Origin of the sequence: Paraburkholderia sp. RL17-373-BIF-A, from assembly GCF_046030175.1 — a bacterium.
GTDB lineage: Bacteria > Pseudomonadota > Gammaproteobacteria > Burkholderiales > Burkholderiaceae > Paraburkholderia.
The window spans coordinates 132,532-159,189 of sequence record NZ_JARESO010000017.1 but is presented as its reverse complement, the minus strand read 5'-3'; the positions used below and the strand labels follow the sequence as shown (position 1 = coordinate 159,189).

Genomic DNA, 26,658 nt, shown 5'->3' with positions numbered 1-26,658 from the left:
GACCTCGATCGACCCGCGGGACATCCCGCCTCTGATTATCATTTTTTGAAAAGGTGTAGCCATGCAAGTCAACTGGAAAGGTGTATTCCCCGCTGTCACGACGAAGCTGAAGGACGACGGTTCCCTCGATCACGAAGCCATCAAGGCGGGTCTGAATCGCCTCATCGAGAACGGCGTCGGTGGCGTCGTCATGATGGGTATGGTCGGTGAGAACGCCCAACTCACGCCGGAAGAGAAGCGCACGGTGATCAAGCTTGCGGTTGAGGTCGTGAACGGCCGCGTGCCGGTGATCGCCGGTCTCGCCGAAACCAATACGGCAAACGCGGTCCAATACGCGAAAGAAGCGCAAGCGCTAGGCGTTCAAGGCCTGATGGTTTTCCCGGGACTGACGTACAAGTCCGACGCGCGTGAAACCGTCGCCTTCTATAAGACGATCGCGCAAGCGTCGACGCTGTCGATCCTGCTCTATAACAACCCGCGTGGCTACGGCGTGGACCTCACGCCGGACCTGGTGGCACAGTTGCTGGAAGAGCCGACGATCGAAGCCATCAAGGAGGAATCGTATGACACGACGCGCGTCACCGATCTGATCGGCCGCTTCGGCGATCGTCTTGCAGTCGTGTGCGGTGTCGACGATCTGGTGCTCGAGTCGGCTGCCCTGGGCGCGAAGTGCTGGGTCTCGGGCATGGCTAACGCGGTTCCGAAGGAATCGGTCGAGCTACTGAATCTGGCGATTGCCGGCGACTATGAATCGGCCCGCAAGCTATACCGTGTACTGATCGACCTGTTCCACCTGGATACGCATGTGAAACTCGTTCAGTACATCAAGCTGGCGGAGAACATCACGGCAGGTTACTCGGAAGCCGTCAAGGCTCCGCGACTGAAGCTCGAAGGCGAAGAACGCCGGAGGGTCGTTGCAATCGTGGAGAAGACGCTCGCCGACGTGCGCGCCCTGTCGAAGTAATGCGCACGGGCCTGGACCGGGCCACTTTTTGCAGGTCATTCTGGATGGAGCAGGGCTATGAAATCGACATTCTTTTGCATCGACGGACATACGTGCGGCAATCCGGTCCGCGTCGTCGCAGGAGGTGCACCGCGGCTGGAAGGCGCGAACATGATCGAGCGACGCGCGCATTTTGAGCGCGAGTTCGACTGGATCCGGACATCGCTCATGTTCGAACCTCGGGGCCATGAAGTGATGTCGGGCAGTATCCTCTATCCGCCGACCCGTTCCGATTGTGACGTCGCCATCCTGTTTATCGAGGTCAGCGGCTGTCTGCCCATGTGTGGCCACGGCACCATCGGGACGGTGACAACGGCCATCGAGCACGGTCTGGTGCGTCCGCGTGAACCGGGTGTGCTGCGTCTGGACACGCCGGCCGGTCTCGTGGTTGCGCGCTACAAGATGGACGGAGACAACGTCGACTCGGTGCAACTCATCAATGTTCCGTCATTCCTTCACTCGACGGACCTGACAGTTGAAGTCGAGGGGCTCGGCGAAATCCGCTTCGATGTCGCCTACGGCGGAAATTTCTACGCGATCGTCGAACCGCAGCAAAACTTTGGTGGCCTCCATACACTCAAGCCTTCGGATATCCAGCGTCTGAGTCCGATCTTGCGCCAGGCAGCGAACGAGAAGTACCCGTTCGTTCACCCAGAAAAGGCGGAAATCCGTGGTCTAAGCCACGTGATGTGGACAGGCGAACCCACGGTCGAAGGGGCAAGCGCACGCAATGCGGTGTTCTACGGTGACAAGGCCATCGACCGGTCGCCCTGCGGCACGGGGACTTCCGCCCGTATGGCACAGCTGGTCGGCAAGGGCAAACTCAAGATCGGCGAGCGTTTTGTTCACGAGAGCATTATCGGCACGCTCTTCACTGGTGTGCCGGAAGAAGCGACCAGGGTCGGTGAACTTGACGCGATTATTCCGAGCATCGAAGGGTGGGCGCGGGTGACGGGACACAACACGATCTTTGTCGATGACCGTGATCCGCTCGCCAAAGGCTTTTTGCTGAAATGATCTACAGCGGCCCGTGGGCCGCTCAACTATCAGTTGAGGAATCGAAATGTTGATCCTGAAGAACGCACGTGTCCTGGACGTGAATCACGAAAACGACACGGCCCGCTATTCGATTGTCGTGGACGGGGATGTCATCAAGGAAGTGACCCGCGAGCCGGTGTCGATAAATGGCGCGCAGGTCATTGACGTTGGGGGCAAGACAGTCATGCCCGGCATGATCGACTGCCACGCGCACGTCATTGCCTCGGTGGCGCACCTTGGTAACAACGGGCGTTTGCCGAATACCTTCGCCGTGTTGCGGGCGGTACCTATCCTGAGCGGTATGCTCAACCGGGGTTTCACCACGGTGCGGGATGCCGGCGGCGCCGACTACGCGCTCTCGCGTGCCATCGAGGAAGGCGTGATCGCCGGGCCGCGGTTGTTCGTGGCCGGCAAGGCGCTCTCGCAGACGGGCGGTCACGGCGACTTTCGCGAGCGCTTCGACAACTCCGATCCCGATCCTTGCGGCTGCCATCGCAATCTCGGGGCAATCGGACGCATCGTCGATGGCGTGGACGACGTTCGCAAGGCCGTGCGGGAAGAGATGCGCGCCGGCGCGCATCACATCAAGATCATGGCGTCGGGTGGTGTTGCGTCGCCGACGGATCCGATTGGCAACCTGCAATTTTCCGTCGACGAGGTCAAGGCCATCGTCGAGGAAGCCGCGTCGCACCAGACCTATGTCATGGCGCATGCCTACACAGGGAAGGCGATTGCTCGCGTCGTGAAGCTCGGTGTGCGCACGATCGAGCACGGCAACCTGATCGACGACGAGGCGGCGGCCGTCATGGCGGAGTTCGGAGCGTTTGCAGTGCCCACGCTCGTGACCTATGACGCAATGAACAAGGTCGGTGCAAAAGCGGGTGTGGCGGAAAGCGCGCTCGCGAAAAACGAGAATGTTCGTATCCAGGGCCTGAAGGCGCTTGAACTGCTCAAACGCAACGGCGTGAAAATGGGTCTTGGCACCGACCTGCTGGGCGACATGCACGAGTATCAAAGCGATGAACTGACGATCCGTTCAGCCATTCTCGGTGCTTTCGAGACGATCTGCCAGGCCACGGCCGTAGGTGCCGAGATCGTCGGACAGCAGGGACGTCTGGGCGTCGTGTCCGCGGGAGCCTTCGCTGATCTGCTGGTCGTCGATGGTGATCCGCTAGCGGATATCAGCGTGCTTGCCGGGCAGGGTGAGCGCATCGCCGGCGTGATGAAGAACGGCGCGTGGGTCCGGCAAACGTTGCAGTGACGCGGCGTCGGTCATTGGATTTTGTATCCGAAAGCCGGGAGCATGGTAGCATGTCCACTGTATCCTGAATCCCCACTTGAACCTGACCATGCCCCCGGTAGCCGCCAAACGTCGTACCAAAGAGGCGTCCGCGATGAGCGAAGTTATCGCGGACGAAAGCACGCGAAAAATCGTCCGGCCAACTACGGTCGAACTCGTCACCACGGCGGTTCGACAGCGAATCCTGAGCGGCGACCTGGCGCCGGGTGAGGTATTGCGGCAGGAGGCGCTCGCCGAAGAGCTCGGCGTCAGCCGTGTTCCTATCCGCGAGGCAATCACCCGTCTGACGGCAGAGGGACTGCTGATCAATGTGCCGCACAAGGGCGCCTATGTCGCTGAGCTGTCGATAGGCGAGGTGAAGGAGACGTTCGACATCCGGCTTCGTCTTGAACCGTGGATATTTTCGGAAGCAATCCCGCGCATCACCGAAGCCGAGATGGGTAAGGCGGAGCGGCTTATCAAGGAAATGGACAAGGCGGACTCGGGCGTGTGGGGGCAACTGAACTGGCGTTTGCACGAAACGCTCTATCTGCCTGCGCAGCGGGATATCACGCTTCAGTTGTTGCGGGTACTGCATGACCGCTGCGATCGGTATTTCCGCTTTCAGGCCGTGCAGGTGCCGATCCGCGAACAGTCGCATGACGAGCACATGGCGTTGGTCGAGGCGTGCAGGAAGCGCGACGCGAAGCTTGGAGCCAAACTGCTGGAGCAGCACGTCAAGACGGCCGCGCAGCAGATCATGTCGGTTGTCGAGGCGGTGGTGACGCGTTGATTCCGCTGGTCAGCGTGTGTAATGCTTCGTGCTGTCTACCCTTGGCACGCTGAGAGCGCAGATCAAGTCCGCAACGCGTTTCGGTAAGCTCGCCGCGCATCCGTAGTGCTGATAGTGCGCGTCCGCGCGCTGCTTTCTCAACGCTGATTGCGTTCCACTACATCGCAGAAACGAACCTGTCCTATCTGCCCGGCGGACCCAAGACCTCGGCGGTGTTTGCACTGCGTGCGGTGACTTGCATAACGCGGTCGAGTCTAGTCAACGGCATTCACGGAGTGGCCTTCGGTCCCTGTACGAACCACGACTCCGCCGTAGTCCGTGCCATCCCATTGAACCTTTTTGAGGATATCGACATGACTCTTACTGGCGAAATGCTTATCGGCTTTTCCGCGGTGCGTGGCACCGAAGGCAGCCAGCGCGCGTTCAATCCGGCCACCGACGCCGAGATCCCGGAGCCGTCCTTTGGTATGGGCGGCGCGGCGGAAGTCGAGCGCGCGGCCTCTCTGGCCGCGCAAGCCTTCGACGTGTTCCGGAACGTCTCCCTTGCGAAACGCGCCGCGTTTCTCGATGCAATCGCCGACAACCTCCTCGGTATCGGAGATGAACTGATCGAGCGGGCCCATGCCGAGACGGGCCTTCCCGTTCCGCGTCTGCAGGGCGAGCGTGGCCGCACCGTCGGTCAGTTGCGTCTTTTTGCGAAGGTCGTGCGGGACGGGCACTTCCTCGGTGCCACGATCGATCATGCCCAGCCGGAACGGCAGCCGCTGCCGCGTGCGGATCTGCGCCTCGCGAAAGTGCCGGTTGGTCCCGTCGCTGTGTTCGGCGCGAGTAACTTTCCGCTAGCCTTCTCGGTTGCGGGAGGCGACACCGCTTCGGCACTCGCAGCGGGCGCACCGGTTATCGTGAAGGCACACGGCGCGCATCTTGGAACCTCAGAGCTGGTAGGTCGCGCTATCCAGAAAGCAGTCAAGGAGCAGGGCTTGCCGGAGGGCGTGTTTTCGCTGCTTTTCGGCGCTGGCCGCAAGCTCGGCGAAGCGTTAGTCGCGCATCCTGCCATCAAGGCGGTTGGCTTCACGGGTTCCCGTCAAGGCGGTCTCGCGCTGGTGCGGATCGCGAACGCTCGACCCGAGCCGATTCCCGTCTATGCCGAAATGAGCAGTATCAACCCGGTGTTTCTGTTCCCGGGCGCGCTCGCGAGCCGCGCTGAAGCGATCGGCAAGGCTTTCGCGGATTCGCTGACGTTAGGTGCAGGACAGTTCTGCACGAACCCGGGGTTGGTGCTTGCGATCGACAGTCCGGACCTCGAGCGTTTCGTCAAGGCGGCGGGCGAAGCGCTGGCAAGCAAGCCGGCCCAGACGATGTTGACCCCCGGAATCTTCGATGCCTTCCGCGACGGAGCGCAAAAAGTCGACGCGGTTCAGGGCGTGACAAAGGTGGCAGAGGGCAGGTCGGCGGGCGAACTTCCGAATGCCGCGCAGGCTGCCCTGTATGTGACCGATGCACGTCGCCTGCTGGCTACGCCCGAGCTTGAGGCAGAGATGTTTGGCCCGGCTTCTGTGGTGATTCGTGCCCGCGACTTTGAGGAATTGCTATCGGTTGCAGAACATGTGGAAGGGCAGCTTACCGTCACTCTACAGATCGACGCTGTCGATTATGCAGACGCCCAGCGCCTGCTGCCGGTGCTCGAGCGCAAGGCGGGACGTATCCTCGCCAATGGTTTCCCGACGGGTGTGGAAGTCTGCCACGCGATGGTTCACGGCGGTCCCTTCCCGTCCACGTCGAATTCGATGTTCACCTCGGTGGGCGCGACAGCGATCGACCGATTCCTGCGGCCTGTGTGCTATCAGGATTTGCCCGATGCATTGCTGCCGGCAGCGGTAAAGGAAGCCAATCCACTGGCCGTTTGGCGTCTGGTTGACGGCGAGCTGAGCGCGCCGGAGCAAGCCGCGAGTTCAGCGGCCAAAAGCTGACGTCCCGGAAAGTGCGGGTCGCCAATGCACGCCGGCGACCTGCAAAGGCGGCGGACTTTTCCCTCGAGCAGGTGTTCAGCGATTCTTGATGCGTTCGAAAACGCGATCGAGGGCGAGGTGCTGAGCGTCCAGTGCTCCCGCGCGTTCAAGATCGGCTGTCATCTGCTCATTCAAACCGCCCGGCGTTGAAAATTCCTTCGACAGATCGGCAAAGGTTTCAAGCCGCGTTTGGGCGGTGCGCGCCAGTCCGCTGAATAGCGACGCGAGGTAAGTCCGCGCGTCGGCGTAGGCAATGCCTTTGTCTTGCAGCCAGATTGCGTGTCTTTCGAGCATGGCGAAAAAACTGCCCATCAAGGCGGTCGACGCGAAAAGGCTGTCGAACGCATCTTCGTCGTCGACGGCTATTGCTGTGCCGAGCGGTGCGAAAAGCTCGATCGCGACAGGATCGGCCGGAAACACGATGGTCGGGCCCATTGCCTGGGCGACCATCGGCAAGGGGGCCAGACGCACTATATGTGCGACATCAGGCATCAAAGCTGCCAGCCGCTCGCGATTCCACGTAGCAACGAAGCTGAGAACGCGGTGTGTTGGCCCAAGCCGAAGCTCCGACAGTACCTGTCGTGCAATTTGAGGTCGAATTGCCAGACACAGCACGGTGCACCGATCCGCGACGTCCTGGTTGTCGCGTCCGACGTGCACTAGCGGGTGTTCGTGTGAAAGCCCTGCAGCGGTTTCGTGATTACGAGGTGAGACCCATATCTCGCGCAGACCGCGCGGCTGTGCCGCCAAGCCGGTGACGATCGCCTGCGTAATGGTGCCTGTCCCGATGAAACCTATTCGCTCAATCATTTCCAGACCTCCTGCCTGAATGCCCGTATTCGCGGTGTAGGGAAAATATGCGTTGAACCATCTTTGGATACAGGATATTGTTTCACAATAGTAGGCTTGCTGTGCATCCCGCTTACAAGTGAGGCGCAAATGACGGATGACGCACCCGATAGCCCGGCCTCGGGCGTCAATCTTGACGACCGCGACGGCAAATCCCAGTTCCTGATCGTGTATCCGGGCGAGGAAGAGAGCTACTGGCAGCCCGTGCCCGCCAATGGCTATGCCGCGGTCCACGTCGCGCCCCACCTCGTGTCGATGCAGCGGCCCTTTTCGGCAGGCACGCAGACAGTTCCACGCGGAGGCTTCGTTCGCCTGCACGCGCATGCAGAGTCTGAAGAGGTACTTCACTTCATTCGGGGAAAGGGAACGGCAATAGTGGAGGGGCGCGAGTATCGAATCGAGCCTGGCGTGACGGTCTTTCTCGGACCACGACAGTCGCATACATTGATCAACGACGGGACCGAAGACCTGCACTGGGTGTGGTTCTTTCTACCGTCCGGCCTCGAGACATTTTTCAAGGCTATCGGACGTCGGCGCAATCCAGACGAAGAGGCTCCAGGCCCGTTTAAGAGACCCGAGAACGTCAGCGAAATCGAAGCGAGCACAGGGTTCGCGCCGTTGGAAGCGAAGCGCGCAGAATAGGGCGCTTGCGTCGGCCGTTTCTTTTACTGTTTTAGGACAGAGTTTGTCATGGTACACATCGCATCACCGCGTTCATTCCATCACCAGATCAGGAACATTGGCCATCGCAACGGCCAACGCTCGAACGCTGCCGCGCTGGTTTCTTCCTATGCGGCACTTTTGACGCCGCCGCTTTCGGGGCTAGCAGGCAATACGCTCGAGCGGGCTGATGTCGCTTCAGTCGCTATCCTGGGCTACAACTAGGGCTTGTGCGAAACCGCTACGCGTCGCGGCGTCCTTCGCCTTCACTGTCCTTGACGTAGATGCTCGCGGGCCGCGCGGCATCGCACGCGTCAATCTCCAGTGTTGCGGTGAAAGACGCAATCTGCGCGAACACGTTCTCGCCGACGCTCACCACTGGCACGTCGAGGGCGTAGAGCTCATTGGCGGCAATCACACCGATGGCGAGAATCAGGTCGCGTTCCGCCAGTATGATGCCGCTCGGGCCAGTCCCGTTGCGCAACGCTTCAGCCAGTACGCTGCTGCTGGAACTCGATCCGCGCGCTCGCGCCATCACGAGTATCCGGCCTTTCAGGCTTTGACCGTAGCCGGAATGGGTCTTGTCGATGATCATCCCGCTTTCGGCGTCGTAGCCGCCCCAGAAGCTCAGGGGAGGCAGCGCGATTGCAAGGCCGCTTGCGCGGCCCGGAACGAGTACTTGCCCGGCAAGCACGGTAGTGGGTGAAATCATGGTCGTCGCTTTAGCCGGCCAGTTCATCGATGCAAACTCTCCCTTCGAAGGCTGAGCGAACACACTCGGCCATGCTTCCAAACGCAACGGTGACACCGATGTTCGCAGGTGCGTAGTGGGCCCACTTCCCTGAGTTAGTCATCACGAGTCCACTGATCTGTTTCATCACGGGAGTGATGTAGGTGCAGGTGTCCACCACAATCTGGACGCCGCGGGAGGCGAGTTGCTGGGCGACCCCTTCAGCTTCGATCTGCCACAGCACGAAACGGCTCGTATTCACATAGAAGTCGCATCGTGGCGAGCCATCGTGTTCTTCGAACAGCTTGCCAAGCGTGTGGAACTCATCGACCGAAAAATGCGGGGTTCCCAGACTGATCGCGGCGAGTGGCTCGCTAGAACGAGCACCGTTCCACTTTCTATGGATGCCGACGAGATCCGCCTCGGTGACAACAATGGTCCGTTCCGGTTCGCCGCCTTGCAGCGCGGCGTCGAGTGTCGGCGCTTCCGGCGTGATGCCTACCGCGTGAAAGAGCGCCACAGAGCCACTGGAAGCGGCTGCCGCGCCCAGAGCCTTAAGCTCGTCCTCCGTTGTGTCGACAGGCAGTCCCGTGATTGCCGCCACCGTTGCGCCGGCATTGAGGCCAAGCAGAAAACCGAGTGCCGCGAAATACGCATCGCGTCGCGGGGAATCACCGAAGCTGGGCGCTTCGAGCACGATGCGGGCGGCCCTGTTTTCGGTGACGTGCAGTCCGGCGTTTGGCACGCGGCCGGTAATGGCCGCTGCAAGATCAAGAAAATCTCCGTAGCGACTTGTACGGGCGCCCAACACGGAGTTGGCGAAAACGATCGCGTTCGATTCAGCCCATGCGATCTGATCGCCCAGACGCGGGCGGTGCTTGAGTTGATACGGCGCGCATGTGAAGGTCGCTTCGCAGCCGAGTTCCAGATGCGCTTCCATCAGGCGTTTGGCAGCATTCGCAATTTCCGCTTTGCCGCGATACAGCTCTGGATGAATGAGATCGAGCGATCCGACATTGAGCGTGGTCGGCACGGCGACCCGCGTTCCGGATGCGACAAACCGTTCGACGAAATCGAGACTGACGGATCCGTGATACAGACACCCGTCGATGTGGGCGGAGGAAACGTCGACGAGTTCCTGGGCGTTCATCACATGCGCCGTGGCGGCAACTATTCGCATCGCGAGCGCTGCACCTTCACCCAATTCACCACTCAGCATTGCTTTGTCACGAACCGATAGTTCAAGCACTGTCGCCTCTTCGTTGTGGTCATTCTCAAATCAGGAATGAGGATACCCGAAGTCCGCATCGGCGACTGTATGACCGCTGTAAAGAACGGCTAGATCAAAACATCAGCCCGCACCCGTGCGGGTTTCGTCGACGAAGCTTTCCGTTGCATCGTCGAGCTTGCGGCCCTTGCGTCCCGCCGGCCCGTGCACATACAGCACCTTGACATTGGCGTGCTCGGTCGAGGCGGCGGGCGGCGTCATCGAATACCGGACTTCGCGCGCGTGGTCGTTCAATTGCAGGTTCGGATTGAACACCGAGTTGAAGCGCCACAGCATCCGCACAAAGTTCGTTTGCCCGTGCATCAGCAGATGTGCCGCTTCGCTCGCCGCGCCGCGCAGTGCGCTCCAGCCAAGGTGCTTGCGGTTGAGTACCTGCTGCGTGCGCACCAGTTCGCGGTAGAACTCGGGCAAGGGCAGCTTCGTCGGCAGGACGGCGTGCTGGATGTCATAGAGCCGGTAGTCGAGGCTCGTCAACTGGCGATGCTCGCGCAGCCAGATTTCGGTACCCGGATAAGGCGTGTTCACGCTGATGTTGACGATCTCGGGAATCTCCAGACACCATTGCCTGATCGCTTCGAAGCGGTCATGGTCCCAGTCGGGATCGGCGATCAGATTGATCGCGACCGTGATACCGAGCGAGCGCGCGAACGCGAGCGCCTCGAAATTCTTGTCGAGATTGACGCGCTTGCGAAACGCCTTGAGGCCTTCTGCATCGATCGCCTCCATGCCGATAAACATGTATTGCAGGCCCAACTCGCGCCAGTATTCGAAAACCTCCTTGTTGCGCAACAGCACATCGCCGCGTGTCTCGAGGTAGTACTTTTTACGTATGCCGCGGCGCTCGATTTCGCGGCCGATCGCCATGCCGTGATCCGCATGCACGAAGGCGACGTCGTCGACAATGAAGATGCCTGGCTCGCGAATCGACGCCAGTTCGTCGGCGATCACTTCGGGGCTGCGCGAGCGATAGCTGCGTCCGTAGAATGTCCACGCGCTGCAGAACGTGCAATCCCACGGGCAGCCGCGCGCGAATTCGATCGATGCACACGGATCCAGCACGCCGATGAAGTATTTGCGCCGATGTCGCAGCAGATCGCGCGCGGGGCGAACCTGATCGAGGCTTTCGGCGAAGCCTGGCAGCGGCCCTTCGCCGCGGCAGGTCACGACGCCGGGTATCGCCAGTAGGTCGGCGTGGCGCGCGACGGCGTCGAGAAGTTCGGCGACCTTCGCTTCGCCTTCGCCTCTTAGCACGCAGTCGATTGCGCCGTCGGCGTGCTTGAGCATATCGGCTGCGGTGAACGACGCGCTGTGTCCGCCCACGAACACGAAGCAGTCCGGCCACTGCGCCTTGATCGCTTTCGACAGATCGATGATTTCGGGAATATTGGCGAGGTAGTTGCCGGAGAAACATACGGCATCAGGGCGCCATTTGCGAATCAACCGCTCCAGATCGCGATGCGATTCGACTTGCAGGTCGAGCAACCGGACCTCGTGCGCAGCCGCGCGGAGTACGGCCGCGACCGTCTCCAGGCCGAGCGGTTCGAGTCGCAGGAACACGCGGGTGTACATCAAGCCACTGGGATGTACGGCGAGCACCTTCATGAGATCTCCTTGGCAGAAAGGGCGCGTCCGAGACCTGTCGGTGCGCGCTGGACTTTCCTGCAGAAATCCTTGGTACGGTTGACTGCCGCGCCCTGCGTCCTGGCGATGTCAACGCGCGCGGCTTCTTGCGATTCTACTGCCCGTCGTCGCAGCTTGCTCGTACGAGGGCAGAGGCGCAATGTCTGCGCCGTATTGGTTTGGCACGGGCGACGACAAAACCATCCGCGCTCTACCGCTGCGGGTCGCCGCCTCAACCAGACCGTTGCGCCTCACGGGCGATCGGCGCCTCGAGAAGACAACCAAACTCGCGGGCAAAGTCGACAGAGACCCGTGCATGGACGGCGCCCTGCTTGTCAAAGAACCGCTGGGTCCCGCCAAGAGCGAACACCCCTTCATGCCAGATGTTCGGATGGATGTAGAGACCCTGCTGTCCATCGAAGCGAAAGCACACGAACTTCTCCGGCGCAATGTCGTCGCCGGGCAATGCCAACGGAACGTAGAACGGGCGATGGTCGAGAGGGAAGAACAGTTGTCCACCATCCGGGTGGTAGTTCGCGTGCCAAAGCAACATCCGTTCCGGTGCATGGGCGTTGTCGTCACGGGCAGCTTCAGGCTCTGTCGCGTACGCAAGAATGTAGTCGCCGCCCACGGCCTCGTTTGAACCGTACAGAATGTCCCCGCGCCATTCGCTTACAAACGTGCCTTCGGTAGTGCCGGCCTCGTCACCGGTTCCGGCGTCTATGGGCCGTGTCCCCAGTGCAGGCCACTGCACGATCTCGATCGGGCACTCGCTCGGATCCGCCACGAGCCTGCCAAATCCGTCAAGCGTTGTCGGGGTCGCGTCGACCACGGGCATCGACACGCGCCGGAGGCCAGGAGGAAGAGCGGGGTTGAGGTAGTCGATCTGTTGGGACATCGGCACAGTTTGAACGAGTCGAAAATACAGATTGTAGACGCTCGAACAAGACGTTTGGCCGACCCTTATGCACATGAAAACGGTCCGGCGGTCCGCTCATGCGTAGCGCGCGAGGAACATGTCGGCGGCCGATTCCGCGACCTGCTTTTGCTCCTGTTCGCCGAGCGGCGCCTGGCCCATCGTCACCTGCGGCCAGAAGGCGAAGGCTTTCACCAGCGCCTGCAGTTGCAGCGCCGCGAAGAGCGGATTGTCGGTCTTGAGACGGCCGTCGGCGACGGCCGCCCGGATCCACACGGTCAGGTCTTCCTCGCGTTCGCCGAGGCGCGCGACCATGTCCCGCGCCCGCTCCGGCGAATGGATGCCGGCCGCGATCGCCACACGTGCCAGCGACAGAAAGGACTCGTCGTTCAAGAGCCGCAGCTTGCGGCCCAAAAGGTCGAGCAACTGCGCGCGCAACGGTTCGTCGGCGCGGTAGGCGGGCGCGTCGCCGCTCTGGCTCGCGTCCCACAACTGATGGAGAATCGCGGCGAAAAGGGCTTCCTTGCTTGGGAAATGGTTATAGACCGTACGTTTGGAGACGTTCGCGCGGGCGGCGATGCGGTCCATGCTGGTCGCGTCGTAGCCGGCCGCGAGGAATTCCTCGATCGCGGCGCCGACGATGGCGACCCGCTTGCGGTCAGTCAGGCGTTGATGGGTGGCACTGGGATCCATAAAAGGATTTTACACCGGGCAGTTTACTTTTCTCGAAAATAAACTACACTGGCTAGTGTACATTTATCTACGGATGGCCTGACTTATGACGTCGCTTCCCGCTGTTGTCAGCCGCATGCTTGGCTTTACCGCCGCGCGACGCGGTCGCGCGTTGTCCAGCACCTCGCCGCAGCACGACGGCGAACGCTTTCGCAACGTCAAGCCGCGTCCCGTCGAGGGCCTGCGCAAGACGCTCGGCATTGTGTGGAACGTGTTGCTCAACAAGCCGAACGGCACCGTGCCGACAGACGCGTTGCCCGTCGATGCGCTGACGCGTGCGCAGCTCGATGCGGCGCCCGACCGCAGCCTCTACCGGCTCGGCCATTCGACGATGCTGCTGAAGCTCCGCGGCCAGTTCTGGCTGACCGATCCTGTGTTCGCCGAACGTGCCTCGCCGTTCCGGCATCTCGGCCCGAAGCGCTTCCATGCGCCGCCGATCGCGCTCGCCGATTTACCGCCGTTGCGCGGCGTGATCCTGTCGCACGACCACTACGACCACCTGGACCGCGAAACCGTGCTCGCGCTCGCGCAGACCACCGGCGTGTTTCTGACGCCGCTCGGCGTCGGCGACCGGCTGATCGAATGGGGCATCGACGCATCGAAGGTGCGGCAGTTCGACTGGTGGCAGGGCGCCGAGGTCGACGGTGTGCAGTTCACCGCTACGCCCGCACAGCATTTTTCCGGCCGCAGCCTGTTCGACGGCAACAGCACGTTATGGGCGTCGTGGGTGATCGTCGACGATGATCTGCGTGTGTTCTTCAGCGGCGACACCGGCTACTTCGAAGGCTTCAGAACGATCGGCGAGCGCCTTGGGCCATTCGACGTCACGCTGGTCGAGACGGGCGCCTACGACGCGCAGTGGCCGTACGTTCACATGCAGCCCGAAGAAACCGTGCAGGCGCACATCGATCTGCGCGGCCGTTGGCTCGTGCCGATTCACAACGGCACGTTCGACCTCGCGATGCATCGCTGGCAGGAGCCGTTCGAAAGGGTGACGGGCCTGGCCCTCGCTCGCGGCGTCGTATTGTCGACGCCCCGCATGGGCGAGCGGCTGGATCTGAGCGCGCCGCATCGCGGCGAGCGCTGGTGGCGCCACGTTGCAGAGACCGTCGCTGTACCGAAGGCCGCATGGCGTCTGTGTGCCGCGCGCAATGCCGGAGATGCGGAGTCTTCGTGATCTTTTGTGAGCGTCGCCTGTCTGAAAGCACGCTCACCTGGGGCCACACGGAGTGCATTGCGGGTATGACCATCGGCGCGCCGTCGACCGCCGGGTGATCTTCGGGCGGCTGCGTCGAGCAGCAGCCAGATCAACCCGCCCGGGGTTCGTCGTCCCCGGTACTTAGCGCCGCGATGCGCACACGGTTGCGGCCTTCCCGTTTCGAACGGTAGAGCGCCTCGTCGGCGCGTTGCAGGATGCGTGGCTACCCCATGTAACGGAAATGCGCCAGTCACGCCGGCAACAGCGGCGTTGCGCCCAGCGATGCTAGCAGCAAACCTCGATGCGGATTCGAGCGCTTTGACGAGCGGCACGGCTACCCGGCTAGGCGTATCAGGCTGAATCCCCTAGCCCCCGCGCGAAGCTCACCCTTGCACGAATAGCGGGCGCACAATCCCAATCAGTCTCGCCGTCGTCAATAGCGCCTTTCGACCGCTGACTGGCGCCTCGGTGATGCGTCGAGATTCGACCAGGGGGAAATGTGCGGCACGTACAGATGTGGACGACGTCCTTTATTGCCGTTGCGGCGATCGGATTTAGTATCGGTTGCGCGCAAAATGCGAGCATGCACAGCACGAGCAGCCTTCAGGACGAATCCGCGATCAAAGAAGTGATCTACGAGATGACAGCGGGCTTTAACAGCCATGATGCGGAGGCGGCCACCCGGATGTACACGGAGGATGCCGACTTCGTCAGTGTCCGCGGCGAGGAGGCAAAGGGAAGGGGCGAAATTAGAAAGGGGCTGGCTGCCATTCTGAGCACAAGAGCAAGGAACGCAGCGCTCGAAACTCGGAACGTGGCAATCCGATTTATTCGGCCTGACGTTGCTCTTGTGCACGTCACCAATGAGCTGAGCGGGCTCATGAATTCTGATGGGCAGACACTGCCCGCGCATCGGGAGCGAAGCCTCAGAGTCTTTGTGAAGGAGTCCGGGGTTTGGCGGGTCGCCGCCTTTCAAAACACCCTAGCGAAACCGTTTGAGGCTAGCTCGACGGGGCAAGGCGCTGCCGCGCCGTGACACGCTAGCTCGACTTGCGTTCAGAACGGCACGTGCTGACGGCACACGCTAAGAACCAGCTGCCGAAACCAACGATGAACAGGGTCATTCTCTAAACGAGGATGCCACATCTGAGAAATCGTAAAGCCATCAGTCGCCACAGGAAGCTCGAAAACGTAGACGGACGCGGCGTGCTGAGCGTTCGCGAACGATGCAGGCAGGAGCGCAACCAGATCGGACGCGCGCGCCACCGCCAACGCGGCGGGAAAGCTGGGCACGACCGCTACGGTCGTTCGTTCCAACCCTAACAGGGCAACCGCAGCGTCGAGAGATTCAATTATCTGGCGACCGTGCGGAGCGACTACGTGGCCAAACGCTGCGTATTGCTCGGTAGTCACTTGCTGTTTCATGTCGAGTGCGTGTCCCTTTCTGACAACGGCGACGTAGCGGTCTCGAAACAATGCCCGGACGCGTATTTCAGGTCCCATTTCCTCCAGGACACCAATCTCGAGATCGGCCGAACCATTTCGAAGATACTCCGCACTCTTTTCCGATTTGGACGAGAAGTGCAAACGCACAAGTGGCGCCACTGCAGTCACTTCAGCAATCAAGGGTGCACCGAGGGCTTCCACGAAAGCTTCATTGGCACGAATCCGAAAGGTTCTGCGCAACGTTGAAAAATCTGTCGCCACCGGCGACGGATGGAGCAAGGCGCGCGCCTCAAGAACAGTATTGTGTGTCTGCTCACGAATCTCCTCGGCATACGGCGTCAGCACCATATGGCGCCCGGCGCGGACCAACAATGGATCGCCGGTCGCAGCACGAAGGCGAGTCAGCGTGCGGCTCATTGCTGAGGCACTCAGATGCAGCGACCGGGCAGCGCGCGTCACGTTTTTCTCGGTCAGCAACGCATCGAGCGCGAAAAGTAGATTGAGGTCCGGTTCAGGCATCGCTTGATCGTAGTCAGCAAGGTGAGATAGGGCGTCCGATGCATATATTAGTTGCATTCGGCGCGGCTTCCGCCATCCCCTATGAACCGCTACATTGGTTTGCGTGATTGACCCCGGAGGATCGCTCCCGTCACGTTCAGATTCGAGAGCGGCTTTGCTTATCGAGGATGCCAATGCAAAACACACTTTCGCAGAAAACCGTTCTCTTGATCGGCGCCTCGCGCGGCCTTGGCCTGGCGATGGTTGAGGAGTATCTGAAGCGCGGCTACCGAGTCATCGCCACCGCACGAGCGGCCTCCACAGATAAGCTTCGGCACGTCGCGGAAGCGTCTGCTGGCGCGCTCGAAGTAGAGACTGTCGATATCACGATTCCAGAGCAGGTCGCAGCTCTGCGCGCCCGCCTCGAAGGTCGGCATATCGATGTGCTTTTCGTGAATGCCGGTGTCAAAAACGACGATGGTGAAACGATAGCGGACGTCTCGACCGAAGAATTTATACGGGTGATGGTAACGAACTCGCTGAGTCCCATGAGGGTCATTGACGCGCTTCAAGACCTCGTCCCGCCGACTGGAACGATCGGTGTCATGTCGTCGGGGCAGGGCAGTATCACCAATGCTACTAGCGCGAATTATGAAGTCTACAGAGGGAGCAAGGCCGCGCTGAATATGTTCATGCGTACCTTCGCGGCGCGCAGCGCGAGTTATCCGCGCAGCCTCCTGACCATGGCGCCTGGATGGGTCCGGACAGACATGGGCGGCCCGACGGCGCGCCTGACGATCGAAGAAAGCATTCCGAACCTGGTTAATACGATCGAGGCTTATGAGGGGCGCCCCGGCTTGCACTACCTCGACTATCTCGGAAGGCCCGTGCCTTGGTGACGGGCCGCTTGCAAACTTGCGCCGCCGCACGCGGTACATCAGTGCAGATGTGATTACCTCGGACGCGCTAACGGCACCTCTCAACCAAGCGCCACGACCGCGATCTCGACGAGCAGCTCGGGCGCGGCAAGCTTCGCTTGCACCGTCGCGCGCGCCGGTGCGTGACCTTGCGGAACCCACGCATCCCAAACCTCGTTCATGCCTGCGAAATCGCGGGCGATGTCCGCGAGCCAGACTTGCGCGGAAACGAGGCGCGTCTTGTCGATGCCGGCCTTCTCCAGATAGCCGTCGATCTTTTCCAGCACCTTCGCGGTCTGGAGTTTCACGTCAGCGGTGTGATCGGCGGAAGTCTGGCCGCCGACGAACACGAGGCCGCCGGCTTTGACGACGCGGCTCATACGTTGGTTGGTTTCGATACGAACGATATCGGTCATGACAATCTCTCCACTTGAACGCGAATGAAATCGCCGCGCGCTTCGACCGAAGGCGCGACGGAGCAAAAAATAAAACCGGTTAGTGCGTCACGAGATGCGAAGCGCCCGTGCGGGAAGCCGCCGCGTCGCGGCCAAAGCGATCGACGGCAAACGCATCGAGCGAAATGGACGGCGCGCCGTCCAGCATCAGTTCGGACACGAGCTTGCCGCAACCTGGCCCGAGCTGAAAGCCGCTGCCGCAATAGCCGAACGAGTAATACAGATTCGACGCCTGGCGGCTCGCGGAAATCACCGGCAGTTCATCTTCCGTAAAAGCTTCGACACCGGCCCAAGCGCGGTTCACGCCGAGATTGCGCAGATGAGGAAACAGATCGGTCACGGTCCGCGCACTGCGCACGAGGCGGGCGAAGTCGACTTCGCCGTGACGATTCGCCAGGTCCGCGATGCCGATCAGTTTGCCGCCGATTACTACGGTGCCGTTGTCGAACTGCTTGAAGGACAACGGCCGGCCCGTTGCGCCGAGCGTCGCGTGGCAGAAGGGCGCGACGCGCTGCGTGACCATCAGCATCAAACCTTCGGCATGCACCGGCACAGGCTCGCCGACCTGCTTCGCCAATTCGCCGGACCATGCGCCCGCGGTGACGAGCAACTGGTTCGCGCTGAACGTGCCATGCGGCGTGACGGCGAACCATCTGGTGCCGCGCTGCTCGATACGACGCACCGGCGTACCTTCCAGAAAACGCGCGCCGAGCCGCTGCGCGGCGAGCCGGAACGCCGTCGTGGTTCGATAAGGCAGCGCGTAACCGTCGCGCTCGACCCAGATGCCGCCCGTGACATGCCGCGCCAGCGCCGGTTCGAGTTCGAACACGGTTTCGCGGTCGACCACCTTCTCCTGCGTGAATCCATGCGATTCGAGCAGCGCGACCCGCTGGCGGCACGCTTCGAGTTCGTCATTCGTTTCGGCGATCTTCAACTGACCGGAAGCAACGAAGCCGCCAGTCTCGCCGAGCAATTCGCTCATGCCGTGCCAGATTTCCCGCGACATCAGCGCGAGCGGAATTTCAGGCAACGGACGGCCCAGCGTGCGCACGCCGCCCGCGTTCACGCCCGACGAATGACGCGCGACATAATCGGCTTCGAGCACGATCACCTTCACGCCGCGCCGCGCCAGGTGGAACGCGCTGCTCGTGCCGTGCAGGCCGCCGCCGATCACGAGGACATCGGCTTCCTGGATGTCGGTCGGGTCACTCACCGGCGAGTTCTCCGAGCGTGAGCGGCTTGATCGGCGGACGGATGCGGTAATAGCCGACTTCGGCGGGCGAGACGCGGCGCGCATCGGCGATCACTTCCGTCACCGTGAGGCCGCACATGCGTCCCTGACACGGACCCATGCCGCAGCGTCCGAACGACTTTGCCTGATTCGGTCCGACGCAGCCGAGCTCGACGAACTTGCGCAACTCGCCCGCGGTGACTTCCTCGCATCGGCAGACGATGGTCTCGTCGCGCGGAATGCGGTTGATGTCGCGCGGACGATACAGGCTGTCGAGAAAAGGCCGGATGCGCATGACGCCCGCGAGCGCGCGGCGATGCGCGAGAGCTTCGGCATCGCGCGACTCGGAGGTGATCGCGCCGAGCTGCGCAGCCGCCGCGAGACCCGCGAGCGTGCCCTGCAAGGCTGCCGCCTGTGCACCGCCGATGCCCGCGCCATCGCCCGCGACAAAGATGCCGGGCACCTCCAGTTCGCCCCACGCATCGACTTTCGGCGTGAAGCACAGTTGTGCGTCGTCCCAGCGGTGCGAGGCGCGCAGCGCTTGCGTGAATTGCGTGTTCGGCACGACGCCCTGATGCAGCAGGATCACATCGGCTTCGAGACGTTGCGCGGTGCCTTGGGTCGTGAAGTGAAGCGCCGCGGCGCGCTCGATATGATCCGTGCCGATCCGTGCTTCCACGCGCAGATCGTCGGCTGCCTCGAAGATCGGCACGTTCGCTTCGCGCAGCGTGCGGATCAGTTGCAAGCCTTTGCTCAGGAACGGCCACGCGCGCAGCGCCGCCAGCATGTGACGCTTGGCGCGCCAGCGGTCTTCGTGACGCGTGGTATCGACCAGCGCGCGGATCGGTACGCCGGCGCGCACGTATTGCCAGCCGAGCAGATACAGCAGCGGCCCGCAGCCGGCGAGCACCGGCGGCGCGGCGGGCACTTCGCCCGCGCTCTTCAACAGGATCTGCGCCGCGCCCGCTGTCAGCACGCCGGGCAGCGTCCAGCCGGGAATCGGAAAGGGCCGCTCCAGCGCGCCGCTGGCGAGAATCACGCGTTGCGCGTCGAAGCTGCCGATCTTGCCGCCCTGCAGATAATTGACGCCGCGCTCGCGAGTAACCTGCCACACGCTCGCGTTCGTCAGGTGGCGCGCACCGGAGGCGGCGAACGCTTCGGCGACAGCCGCACCCGCCGCGTAGTCCGGCCCGAGAATCTCCTTGCGGCGCGCATCGGCGCGGCCGATGGCGCGATAGATCTGGCCGCCCACGGCGTCCTGTTCGTCGATCAGCACGGTCGTGAGGCCGGCGCGCGCCGCGCGCGTCGCCGCGCTCATGCCGGCGGGACCGGCGCCGACCACGACGACGTCGACGGCTTCGGAAGCGAAATCGGATGCGAAATCAGCGGTCATGGGCGTTCTCCAGCGGTGCGTCGGTCGCGGCAGTCGCGCCGAAGTGCGGCAGATCGCGCGCGCCTTCCTGCGAGCGGATTCGCATGCCGGCCTTGACTTCGACCATGCAGGCCTGGCGGCTCGGCATGCCGTCGATCTCGACGAGGCATTCGAAGCACGCGCCCATCATGCAGAAAGGCCCGCGCGGTGCGCCGGATACAGGCGTCGCACGAAACCGCGACACGCCTGCGGCGAGCAGGGCCGCCGCTACCGAGCAGCCGCCCGGCACGGACAGCGGCTGATCGTTGAACCAGATGGCGACGTTCGTGGCGGCCGCGCCTTGCACGCCCGGCAGCGGCTTGAAAAGCGTGTGAGTCGATTGAGTAGTCATGTCGAATTCAATGAGCGGGAGTCAGTTCTCCGGCGTGCTCGAAGCGGCGCGCGGAGAAGTGGGGCAGTTCCTCGGGCATCGGCGCGCCCATGATCCACGGCGCGACGCGCAGCGCATGCGCGGCCGCCAGCGTCACGCCGCTATGGCAGGTGACGACGAACGCGCCGGGGTGCCCCTCGGAGTGGTCGTAGATCGGAAAACCGTCGGGGCTATAGACACGCAACGCGGCCCACATGCGCACGAGCCGCACGTGCTGCAACATCGGGAACGCGCGCACGCCGCGCCGGGCGATGTCGGCAAGCACGTGCGTGGTGGTGAAATCGTTGAAGCCGACTTCTTCCATTGAATCGCCGAACTGCACGCTGCCTTCGTCGGTCTGGCGCACGTTGAGCGTCGGATAGTCGAGAAACCGCGCGACACGCTCGCTCACCAGCACCTGTCCGCGATTGGGCGCGACCGGCGCGTCGAGCCCGACGAACGGCGCGAGCGCGCGATTGCCGAGGCCCGCGGCGAGCACGACCCGCGCGGCGCGATAGGTCCCGTGCTTTCCGTGCACGACGAAGCCCTGCGCTTGCGGTTCGATGCGCTCCGCGCGTTCGCCCGACACGAGCCGCACGCCTCGCGCCTGCATGGCGGTATGCAGGCCGCGCAGGAGCTTGAGCGGATTCACGTGACCGTCCATCGGCGAATAGCTCGCGCCGATCACCGCGGGGCCGATTTGCGGAATGCGCGCGCGGACTTCGGTGGCGTCGAGCATCTGATACGGGTAATCGCCCAGTTCGGCTTGCAGCGTCGAGAGGCGCTTGTCGCGTTCAGCGAGTTCGTTGTCGTTGAAGCAGAAGTGAAAGCCGCCGGGTTGACGCAACGCCACGTCCACGCCCGTTTCCTTCTGCAGCGCTTCGGCGAGTCCCGGCCAGCGCGTGGCCGAACTGCGCGACCAGCGTGCATAAGGCGACAGGCCATAGCCCTTGCCCTGAATCCAGACGAGGCCGAAATTGCCGCGCGACGCGCGAAAGCCGCCGTCGTCCTCGTCGAGCACGGTCACGCGCGCGCCTTCGCGGGCAAGGCCGTAGGCCACGGCCGAACCGACGAGGCCGCCGCCCACAACCACCACATCCGCCGGGACGCTGGGGCTGGCGCTACTAGTCAATGTCATCGGGTTTCTCCGATCAGAATGCGATCCAGTCCGACCATGCGGTCGAGCAGGACCATCAGGAGGACCGTGCCGACGATCAGCACCGCCGACACCGAAGCGACCAGCGGATCGATCGTCTGCGCGATCTGGTTGTACATGGCGACGGGCAGCGTGGTCGTGCCGGGCGTCGCGACGAAGATGGTCATGGTCAGTTCGTCGAAACTCTGGATGAACGAGAGCACCCAGCCGCCCGCCACGCCGGTGCGGATCATCGGCAGGACCACGCGGCGAAACGCGGTGAAGCGGCTCGCGCCACAGGAGAGCGCGGCGCGTTCGGCATCGCGGTCGAGCCCGACGGCCGACGACAGCGCGAGCCGCAACGCATACGGCAGCACGATGATGACGTGCGCGCAGACCAGCGACCAGAACGATCCCGACAGATGCAGCAGCGAGAGAAAGCGCAGGAACGCGATGCCGAGCACGACTGCGGGAATCATCATCGGCGAGAGGAAGAAACTCGTGAGCGCGGCGCGGCCCGGGAAGCGATAGCGCGCGATCGCCAGCGCGGCGGGCACCGCGAGCAGCACGCCGATGCTCGCCGCCGCGAACGCGAGCCGCACCGACAGCCAGAAGGCCGCCACGATGTCGCCGTTCTCGATGATCGCGCGGAACCAGCGCAGCGACGCGCCATCGAACGGCATCGAGATGAAGCCCTTGTCGGTGAAAGCCACCAGCATCACCACCGCGAGCGGCGCGAGGATGAAGGTCAGAAAGAACGCGTTGTAGACGAGCCCGAGAATGCCGTTCTGTTTCATGATCGCTGTCTCCCGCTCAATCGAAGATGTGCTGGAAGCGGCGCTCGGCGAGGCGGCTGCAACCCATCACGATCGCCACGTTGGCGATCAGCAGCAGCACGGCGATGCTTGCGCCGAGCGGCCAGTTGAGCGTGCCGAGGAACTCGTCGTAGGCGGCGGTGGCGACCACCTTGAGGCGCCGGCCGCCGATCAATGCCGGCGTGGCGAACGCCGATGCCGACAACGCGAACACGATGATCGAGCCCGACAGCACCCCCGGCATGATCTGCGGCAGCACCACGCGGCGGAACACCGCGAACGGCGAGCCGCCGAGCGAGCGGCCGGCCCATTCGACTTGCGGATCGAGCTTCTGCATGGTCGCCCAGACCGACATCACCATGAAGGGCACCAGCACGTGCGTGAGCGCGATGATCATGCCGGTCATCGTGAAGACGAGGCGGATGGGTTCGTCGGTGACGTGCAGGGTCTGGAGCAGGTTGTTCAGCACGCCGTTGTTACCGAGCAGAATCTGCCAGCCGAGCGTGCGCACCACCACGGAGATGAGCAGCGGCCCGAGCACGATCAACAGACACAGCGACTGCCACGGACGCTTCATGCGCGCGAGCACGATGGTCTCCGGCACGCCGAGCACGATGGACAGCAGCGTGACGGCGAAGGCGAGGCCGGCGGTGCGCAGGAAGATCGTGCCGTAGTACGGGTCGCTGACGACTTCCCAGTAGTTCGCGAGCGTATAAGCAGCAGTGACGCCCGCCGTATCGCTGAAGACGCGGAACGACAGCATCAGCGTGAGCAGCAGCGGCACCAGCAACAAGCCGACGAACAGCAGCAGCGCGGGCCCCGACAGCAGCCACGGCGCGGCGCCGGGACGGGCGTCGTCAAGCGTGGCCATGAGCGCTCTCCGGATTGTCTTGCGTGAGCACGCGCAGGTCGTCGTCGGTCCACGCGAGACCGACTTCGTGGCCTTCCTCGGGCGGCGGCGCGCCATGGTTCGGTTGCGCGACGCGCAACTTGCCGAGTTCGGTGTCGACTTCGAGCAGCCATTGATTGCCGACGAAGACACGCGTCGCGATGCGGCCGCGCACGCGCGCATCGCCATTGGCCAGGTGAACCTTTTCCGGGCGGATATAGACGTTCACCGTGCCGTCGACGTGACGGCCTTCGTGCGGCACATGCAGCGTCGTGCCCGCCACGTCGATTTCCGCGCAGCGCGGGTTGCGGCGCAGCACTTCGCCGGAAAACGCGTTGGTGCGCCCGAGAAACGTCGATGCAAACGGCGTGGCGGGACGCTCGTACGCGTCATACGGCGTGCTGAGCTGCGCAATGGCGCCGCGATGCATCACTGCGATGCGGTCGCTCATGGTCATCGCTTCGACCTGATCGTGCGTGACGAGAATCGTCGTGATGCCGAGGCGCTTCTGGATCGCGCGCAATTCGATGTGCATCTCCTCGCGCAGCTTGGCGTCGAGGTTGGACATCGGTTCGTCGAGCAGCAGCAGTTCCGGCTGCATCGCGATGGCGCGCGCGATCGCCACACGCTGACGCTGGCCGCCCGACAGTTCCTTCGGATAGCGGTGGCCGAGGCCCTTCAGACGCACGAGCGAGAGCGCTTCGGCGACGCGCTCATCGCGCTCCTTGCGCCTGACCTTGCGCATCTCCAGTCCGAAGCCGACGTTGCCCGCCACCGTCATGTGCGGAAACAGCGCATAGCTCTGGAACACCACGCCGATGCCGCGCTTCTCGGGACGCTCGTTGGTGATGTCGCGGCCATCGAGCAGAATGCGGCCCGTCGTCGGCGTGATGAAGCCCGCGACCATTTGCAGCGTGGTGGTCTTGCCGCAGCCGGAGGGTCCGAGCAGCGACAGCAGCTCGCCGCGTTCGACGGCCAGATCGAGTCGATCGACCGCCGTGAAATCGCCGTAGCGTTTCGAGATGCCTTGCAGAGTCAGGAAGGCCATGCGCCTCGCTCCTTCATCAGATCGCGCGCCGCGCGAGGAACCTGCTGCTGGTGCCGCACTTCAGCGTTCGACCGAACGGTTCCAGCGCTCGGTCCATTCGGTCCGATGCTGGTTGATCGTGGCCCAGTCCATTGCGGTCAGCTTCGAGATCTGCTCGGGACCGTAGGGCACGCGCGCGGCGATCTCAGGCGTGAGCTTGACGGTCTTGTTGACCGGACCCAGACCGATGCCTTGCGCCTGCAGTGCCTGCACTTCCGGGCTCAACAGGTACTGCACGAACTGCTGCGACAACTGCGGCTGCGCGTTCTCCGCGATCGCGCAGGCCGCCACCTGCAACGCGACCGCGCCTTCCTTCGGGTAGATGAACTTGAGCGGGAAGCCGGTGTTCTGCAAGGCGACCGCGCGGCCGCTGCCGTAGGGCGCGAGGATCACGTCGCCGGACTGCATCTGGCCGTCCATCTCGCCGGGCGTCGGCGCCCAGGACAGCACGTTCGGCGCGACTTGTCGGGTCATCGCGGTGAAGCCGGGATCGATGTTCTTCTCGCCGCCGCCGGACAGACGCGCGAGCATCACGAGCGTATGCAGACCATAGGTATTGGTGATCGGCGGCACGCCGAGTTTGCCCTTGATGCGGCTGTCGGTGAGCGCCTTCCACGAGTCGGGCGGCGGCAGGCCGGCCTTTTTGAAGGCCTCCTCGTTATAGCCGATGCCGGTTGCCACCATGCCGACGCCGATCGCGCTCGGCCCCAGCTTCGCGAGCGGGTAGAGATCTTTCATCACGGGCGCGTCGTCGAGCTTCGCGCACAGGTTCAGTTGCATCGCCTGGTACATGGGACCATCGTCCATGACCGCGACGTTGATCTGCTGATGGCCTTTCTGCGCCTGCAGCTTGGCGAGCGTATCGCTCGAATTGCCCGCGACGTAGACGATCTTGACGTTATGCGCCTTCTCGAACGGCGGGATGATTTTCTGCCGGTAGAGCTGCTCGTTCGAGCCGCCGACGTTGGCGACATAGAGCGTCGTTTCGGCCTGCGCGAAGAGCGGAGCGGCGAGGGTGCAAGCGCATAAAAGCGCCGCGAAGGCAGGGTGGGACGGGGCGGACAGGCGGCGATGCAACGCTCTTCTCATGACGACGATCTCCAGTTCCGGTGTGGGGAGGCGGGCTTCGCTGCCCGTCGTTGGAATGCAGTGTCGCGCCGGCTGGTCATGTCGTCCAATACGAATAAAATACCTATCTATGCATAGATGATATGGGTTGCAGGACGCCGTCTAAGGGAGAATACGGATGAATCTCAAGCACATCGAGGCGTTTCGCGCGGTGATGGTGTCGGGGTCGATGACCGCTGCGGCCAAGGCGCTCTTCACGTCGCAGCCGAACGTGAGCCGTCTGATCGCGCAACTCGAACGCGACACGGGGCTGCAACTTTTTCAGCGCAGCGGCGTGCGGCTGATTCCGACGAGCGAGGGCGAAGCGTTCTTTCGCGAAGTCGAACGCGCGTTTGTCGGCTTGCAGGGGTTGGCGAATGCCGCGGCGCAGATTCGCAATCTCGGCAGCGGGCGTCTGCGCATCGCGGCGATGCCCTCGGCGGGCATGACGCTGGTGCCGCATGCCATCAAGCGGTTTGTCGAACTGTTTCCGGATGTCACCGTGTCGCTGCACGTGAATACGTCGGGCACGGTCAATCATTGGACGGCGTCGCAGTTTTGCGATCTCGGCGTCGCGGTGTATGTCAGCGAGGCGTCCGATTGCGAGGTCGAACAGCTGGCGGACGTGGCTGCCGTGTGCGTGATGCCGGCGGCGCATCGGCTGGCGGCGAAGCGCAGCATCAAGCCGGAGGATCTGGAAGGCGAGTCGTTCATCTCGCTGTGTCACGGCGACGGCACGCGCGCCTTGATGGACGAAGTGTTCCAGCGCGCGGGCGTGCAGCGTGTCATGGCGATCGAGGCGCAATACACCGCGATGTGCTGCGAGATGGTTCGTCACGGCATGGGCGTGACGCTCGCGCATCCGATCGTCGCGCGCGACTTCGCCGGGCCGGAAATCGCGATTCGCCCATTCCTGCCGGCCACGCGCTTTCAGACCTATCTGCTGTTTCCTCCGCACAGGCCGCGAGAGCGGCTGGCGTCGGCGTTCGTCGAGGTCTTGCGAGCGCTGCACGAGGAACTGCTCGCTGAGGTCGTGGCGCCGGCGCGGAGCGCGGCGGGACGCGGGCGGGCGCGGTCGCGGGCGGAGGCGGGAGGAGACAGGCTTTGAATCGAACGGCCTGCAATTGACAACCGGAGGATCACGGCGCTTTGGAAGAAACAGGAGGCGAGCCGTGCTCGCGC

The 26,658-nt window shown here is 62.9% G+C and carries 27 protein-coding genes; 11 read left to right on the top strand and 16 right to left on the bottom strand.

Features of this window, described 5'->3' with window-relative positions:
- Window positions 1-61: 61 nt before the first annotated feature.
- The 5 genes from P0D80_RS22085 to P0D80_RS22065 all read left to right on the top strand — a co-directional run bounded on the left by P0D80_RS22085 (window position 62) and on the right by P0D80_RS22065 (window position 6,083).
- Entirely contained in the window at window positions 62-964 is a 903-nt protein-coding gene (locus P0D80_RS22085; RefSeq protein ID WP_408286709.1) for a dihydrodipicolinate synthase family protein, read from the top strand.
- 57 nt (window positions 965-1,021) lie between these two features.
- Complete coding sequence (locus P0D80_RS22080) at window positions 1,022-2,020, top strand: 4-hydroxyproline epimerase (protein ID WP_408175505.1); 999 nt, start codon at window positions 1,022-1,024, stop codon at window positions 2,018-2,020.
- 46 nt (window positions 2,021-2,066) lie between these two features.
- The gene (locus tag P0D80_RS22075; RefSeq protein WP_132374721.1) at window positions 2,067-3,302 is read left to right on the top strand and encodes a metal-dependent hydrolase family protein; all 1,236 of its coding nucleotides are present in this window, start codon (window positions 2,067-2,069) and stop codon (window positions 3,300-3,302) included.
- A gap of 133 nt (window positions 3,303-3,435) precedes the next feature.
- Window positions 3,436-4,113, top strand: coding sequence for a GntR family transcriptional regulator (locus P0D80_RS22070; protein WP_243658260.1), 678 nt, complete (start codon window positions 3,436-3,438; stop codon window positions 4,111-4,113).
- 353 nt (window positions 4,114-4,466) lie between these two features.
- Entirely contained in the window at window positions 4,467-6,083 is a 1,617-nt protein-coding gene (locus tag P0D80_RS22065) for an aldehyde dehydrogenase (NADP(+)) (RefSeq protein WP_408286706.1), read from the top strand.
- Window positions 6,084-6,158: 75 nt separating this feature from the next.
- Here P0D80_RS22065 and P0D80_RS22060 read toward each other — a convergent pair whose 3' ends face one another.
- A complete protein-coding gene (locus tag P0D80_RS22060; protein WP_408286705.1) occupies window positions 6,159-7,319 on the bottom strand; it encodes a pyrroline-5-carboxylate reductase in 1,161 nt (386 codons plus the stop codon).
- On the opposite strand from P0D80_RS22060, the gene P0D80_RS22055 reads away from it, so the two are divergent.
- Both P0D80_RS22055 and P0D80_RS22050 read left to right on the top strand, forming a co-directional pair.
- On the top strand, window positions 7,227-7,613 hold the full coding sequence (locus tag P0D80_RS22055; RefSeq protein ID WP_408286704.1) for a cupin domain-containing protein: 387 nt from the start codon (window positions 7,227-7,229) through the stop codon (window positions 7,611-7,613). The two genes, P0D80_RS22060 and P0D80_RS22055, sit on opposite strands and share 93 nt — an antisense overlap.
- A 48-nt stretch (window positions 7,614-7,661) precedes the next feature.
- Complete coding sequence (locus tag P0D80_RS22050) at window positions 7,662-7,856, top strand: hypothetical protein (RefSeq protein WP_408286703.1); 195 nt, start codon at window positions 7,662-7,664, stop codon at window positions 7,854-7,856.
- Between the two features lie 16 nt (window positions 7,857-7,872).
- Here P0D80_RS22050 and P0D80_RS22045 read toward each other — a convergent pair whose 3' ends face one another.
- From P0D80_RS22045 to P0D80_RS22025, 5 genes are all read right to left on the bottom strand, one after another.
- The gene (locus tag P0D80_RS22045) at window positions 7,873-8,343 is read right to left on the bottom strand and encodes an aconitase X swivel domain-containing protein (protein WP_408286701.1); all 471 of its coding nucleotides are present in this window, start codon (window positions 8,341-8,343) and stop codon (window positions 7,873-7,875) included.
- Window positions 8,344-8,353: 10 nt separating this feature from the next.
- Window positions 8,354-9,610, bottom strand: coding sequence for an aconitase X (locus tag P0D80_RS22040; RefSeq protein WP_408286700.1), 1,257 nt, complete (start codon window positions 9,608-9,610; stop codon window positions 8,354-8,356).
- Window positions 9,611-9,712: 102 nt separating this feature from the next.
- Window positions 9,713-11,251 (bottom strand): hopanoid C-3 methylase HpnR, encoded by a 1,539-nt coding sequence (gene hpnR / locus P0D80_RS22035; RefSeq protein ID WP_408286699.1) that lies wholly within the window; start codon window positions 11,249-11,251, stop codon window positions 9,713-9,715.
- A gap of 250 nt (window positions 11,252-11,501) precedes the next feature.
- Entirely contained in the window at window positions 11,502-12,167 is a 666-nt protein-coding gene (locus P0D80_RS22030; protein ID WP_408286697.1) for an ureidoglycolate lyase, read from the bottom strand.
- A 96-nt stretch (window positions 12,168-12,263) separates the two neighbouring features.
- Window positions 12,264-12,878, bottom strand: coding sequence for a TetR/AcrR family transcriptional regulator (locus P0D80_RS22025; RefSeq protein ID WP_408286694.1), 615 nt, complete (start codon window positions 12,876-12,878; stop codon window positions 12,264-12,266).
- 85 nt (window positions 12,879-12,963) lie between these two features.
- Here P0D80_RS22025 and P0D80_RS22020 point away from each other — a divergent pair, with 85 nt between their 5' ends.
- On the top strand, window positions 12,964-14,094 hold the full coding sequence (locus P0D80_RS22020) for an MBL fold metallo-hydrolase (RefSeq protein WP_408286692.1): 1,131 nt from the start codon (window positions 12,964-12,966) through the stop codon (window positions 14,092-14,094).
- Between the two features lie 535 nt (window positions 14,095-14,629).
- The gene (locus tag P0D80_RS22015) at window positions 14,630-15,151 is read left to right on the top strand and encodes an SgcJ/EcaC family oxidoreductase (RefSeq protein WP_408175494.1); all 522 of its coding nucleotides are present in this window, start codon (window positions 14,630-14,632) and stop codon (window positions 15,149-15,151) included.
- A gap of 20 nt (window positions 15,152-15,171) precedes the next feature.
- Here the strand turns inward: P0D80_RS22015 and P0D80_RS22010 are convergent, their stop codons facing one another.
- A complete protein-coding gene (locus P0D80_RS22010) occupies window positions 15,172-16,080 on the bottom strand; it encodes a LysR family transcriptional regulator (protein ID WP_408286691.1) in 909 nt (302 codons plus the stop codon).
- 173 nt (window positions 16,081-16,253) lie between these two features.
- On the opposite strand from P0D80_RS22010, the gene P0D80_RS22005 reads away from it, so the two are divergent.
- Window positions 16,254-16,958 (top strand): SDR family NAD(P)-dependent oxidoreductase, encoded by a 705-nt coding sequence (locus tag P0D80_RS22005; protein ID WP_408286689.1) that lies wholly within the window; start codon window positions 16,254-16,256, stop codon window positions 16,956-16,958.
- A gap of 80 nt (window positions 16,959-17,038) precedes the next feature.
- On the opposite strand, the gene P0D80_RS22000 is transcribed toward P0D80_RS22005, so the two are convergent.
- The 9 genes from P0D80_RS22000 to P0D80_RS21960 all read right to left on the bottom strand — a co-directional run bounded on the left by P0D80_RS22000 (window position 17,039) and on the right by P0D80_RS21960 (window position 25,458).
- Complete coding sequence (locus tag P0D80_RS22000) at window positions 17,039-17,392, bottom strand: RidA family protein (protein ID WP_408175489.1); 354 nt, start codon at window positions 17,390-17,392, stop codon at window positions 17,039-17,041.
- A 79-nt stretch (window positions 17,393-17,471) separates the two neighbouring features.
- A complete protein-coding gene (locus P0D80_RS21995) occupies window positions 17,472-18,644 on the bottom strand; it encodes an NAD(P)/FAD-dependent oxidoreductase (RefSeq protein WP_408286688.1) in 1,173 nt (390 codons plus the stop codon).
- Window positions 18,637-20,055 carry an FAD-dependent oxidoreductase gene (locus tag P0D80_RS21990; protein ID WP_408286687.1) on the bottom strand — a complete coding sequence of 473 codons (1,419 nt, stop codon included), beginning with the start codon at window positions 20,053-20,055 and terminating at the stop codon, window positions 18,637-18,639. Before P0D80_RS21990 ends, P0D80_RS21995 begins: the two co-directional genes overlap by 8 nt.
- Window positions 20,045-20,425, bottom strand: coding sequence for a (2Fe-2S)-binding protein (locus P0D80_RS21985; protein ID WP_408286686.1), 381 nt, complete (start codon window positions 20,423-20,425; stop codon window positions 20,045-20,047). The genes P0D80_RS21990 and P0D80_RS21985 overlap by 11 nt, the downstream gene beginning before the upstream one ends.
- 7 nt (window positions 20,426-20,432) lie before the next feature.
- Window positions 20,433-21,581, bottom strand: coding sequence for an NAD(P)/FAD-dependent oxidoreductase (locus P0D80_RS21980; RefSeq protein WP_408286684.1), 1,149 nt, complete (start codon window positions 21,579-21,581; stop codon window positions 20,433-20,435).
- Window positions 21,578-22,375 carry an ABC transporter permease gene (locus P0D80_RS21975; protein ID WP_132374704.1) on the bottom strand — a complete coding sequence of 266 codons (798 nt, stop codon included), beginning with the start codon at window positions 22,373-22,375 and terminating at the stop codon, window positions 21,578-21,580. The genes P0D80_RS21980 and P0D80_RS21975 overlap by 4 nt, the downstream gene beginning before the upstream one ends.
- Window positions 22,376-22,391: 16 nt before the next feature.
- On the bottom strand, window positions 22,392-23,264 hold the full coding sequence (locus tag P0D80_RS21970) for an ABC transporter permease (protein ID WP_132374703.1): 873 nt from the start codon (window positions 23,262-23,264) through the stop codon (window positions 22,392-22,394).
- Entirely contained in the window at window positions 23,251-24,330 is a 1,080-nt protein-coding gene (locus P0D80_RS21965; RefSeq protein WP_408286683.1) for an ABC transporter ATP-binding protein, read from the bottom strand. Before P0D80_RS21965 ends, P0D80_RS21970 begins: the two co-directional genes overlap by 14 nt.
- 60 nt (window positions 24,331-24,390) lie before the next feature.
- The gene (locus tag P0D80_RS21960) at window positions 24,391-25,458 is read right to left on the bottom strand and encodes an ABC transporter substrate-binding protein (RefSeq protein WP_408286681.1); all 1,068 of its coding nucleotides are present in this window, start codon (window positions 25,456-25,458) and stop codon (window positions 24,391-24,393) included.
- Between the two features lie 157 nt (window positions 25,459-25,615).
- On the opposite strand from P0D80_RS21960, the gene P0D80_RS21955 reads away from it, so the two are divergent.
- Window positions 25,616-26,584, top strand: a complete 969-nt coding sequence (locus P0D80_RS21955; protein ID WP_132374701.1) for a LysR substrate-binding domain-containing protein — start codon at window positions 25,616-25,618, stop codon at window positions 26,582-26,584.
- The last annotated feature ends 74 nt before the right edge of the window (window positions 26,585-26,658 follow it).

Bases quoted from the DNA above. Each gene is read 5' to 3' on its own strand.
- P0D80_RS22085 (WP_408286709.1), top strand. From the start codon at position 62: ATGCAAGTCAACTGGAAAGGTGTATTCCCCGCTGTCACGACGAAGCTG.
- P0D80_RS22080 (WP_408175505.1), top strand. From the start codon at position 1,022: ATGAAATCGACATTCTTTTGCATCGACGGACATACGTGCGGCAATCCG.
- P0D80_RS22075 (WP_132374721.1), top strand. From the start codon at position 2,067: ATGTTGATCCTGAAGAACGCACGTGTCCTGGACGTGAATCACGAAAAC.
- P0D80_RS22070 (WP_243658260.1), top strand. From the start codon at position 3,436: ATGAGCGAAGTTATCGCGGACGAAAGCACGCGAAAAATCGTCCGGCCA.
- P0D80_RS22065 (WP_408286706.1), top strand. From the start codon at position 4,467: ATGACTCTTACTGGCGAAATGCTTATCGGCTTTTCCGCGGTGCGTGGC.
- P0D80_RS22055 (WP_408286704.1), top strand. From the start codon at position 7,227: ATGCAGCGGCCCTTTTCGGCAGGCACGCAGACAGTTCCACGCGGAGGC.
- P0D80_RS22050 (WP_408286703.1), top strand. From the start codon at position 7,662: ATGGTACACATCGCATCACCGCGTTCATTCCATCACCAGATCAGGAAC.
- P0D80_RS22045 (WP_408286701.1), bottom strand. From the start codon at position 8,343: ATGATTTCACCCACTACCGTGCTTGCCGGGCAAGTACTCGTTCCGGGC.
- hpnR (WP_408286699.1), bottom strand. From the start codon at position 11,251: ATGAAGGTGCTCGCCGTACATCCCAGTGGCTTGATGTACACCCGCGTG.
- P0D80_RS22030 (WP_408286697.1), bottom strand. From the start codon at position 12,167: ATGTCCCAACAGATCGACTACCTCAACCCCGCTCTTCCTCCTGGCCTC.
- P0D80_RS22025 (WP_408286694.1), bottom strand. From the start codon at position 12,878: ATGGATCCCAGTGCCACCCATCAACGCCTGACTGACCGCAAGCGGGTC.
- P0D80_RS22020 (WP_408286692.1), top strand. From the start codon at position 12,964: ATGACGTCGCTTCCCGCTGTTGTCAGCCGCATGCTTGGCTTTACCGCC.
- P0D80_RS22015 (WP_408175494.1), top strand. From the start codon at position 14,630: ATGTGGACGACGTCCTTTATTGCCGTTGCGGCGATCGGATTTAGTATC.
- P0D80_RS22010 (WP_408286691.1), bottom strand. From the start codon at position 16,080: ATGCCTGAACCGGACCTCAATCTACTTTTCGCGCTCGATGCGTTGCTG.
- P0D80_RS22005 (WP_408286689.1), top strand. From the start codon at position 16,254: ATGCAAAACACACTTTCGCAGAAAACCGTTCTCTTGATCGGCGCCTCG.
- P0D80_RS22000 (WP_408175489.1), bottom strand. From the start codon at position 17,392: ATGACCGATATCGTTCGTATCGAAACCAACCAACGTATGAGCCGCGTC.
- P0D80_RS21990 (WP_408286687.1), bottom strand. From the start codon at position 20,055: ATGACCGCTGATTTCGCATCCGATTTCGCTTCCGAAGCCGTCGACGTC.
- P0D80_RS21985 (WP_408286686.1), bottom strand. From the start codon at position 20,425: ATGACTACTCAATCGACTCACACGCTTTTCAAGCCGCTGCCGGGCGTG.
- P0D80_RS21980 (WP_408286684.1), bottom strand. From the start codon at position 21,581: ATGACATTGACTAGTAGCGCCAGCCCCAGCGTCCCGGCGGATGTGGTG.
- P0D80_RS21975 (WP_132374704.1), bottom strand. From the start codon at position 22,375: ATGAAACAGAACGGCATTCTCGGGCTCGTCTACAACGCGTTCTTTCTG.
- P0D80_RS21970 (WP_132374703.1), bottom strand. From the start codon at position 23,264: ATGGCCACGCTTGACGACGCCCGTCCCGGCGCCGCGCCGTGGCTGCTG.
- P0D80_RS21965 (WP_408286683.1), bottom strand. From the start codon at position 24,330: ATGGCCTTCCTGACTCTGCAAGGCATCTCGAAACGCTACGGCGATTTC.
- P0D80_RS21960 (WP_408286681.1), bottom strand. From the start codon at position 25,458: ATGAGAAGAGCGTTGCATCGCCGCCTGTCCGCCCCGTCCCACCCTGCC.
- P0D80_RS21955 (WP_132374701.1), top strand. From the start codon at position 25,616: ATGAATCTCAAGCACATCGAGGCGTTTCGCGCGGTGATGGTGTCGGGG.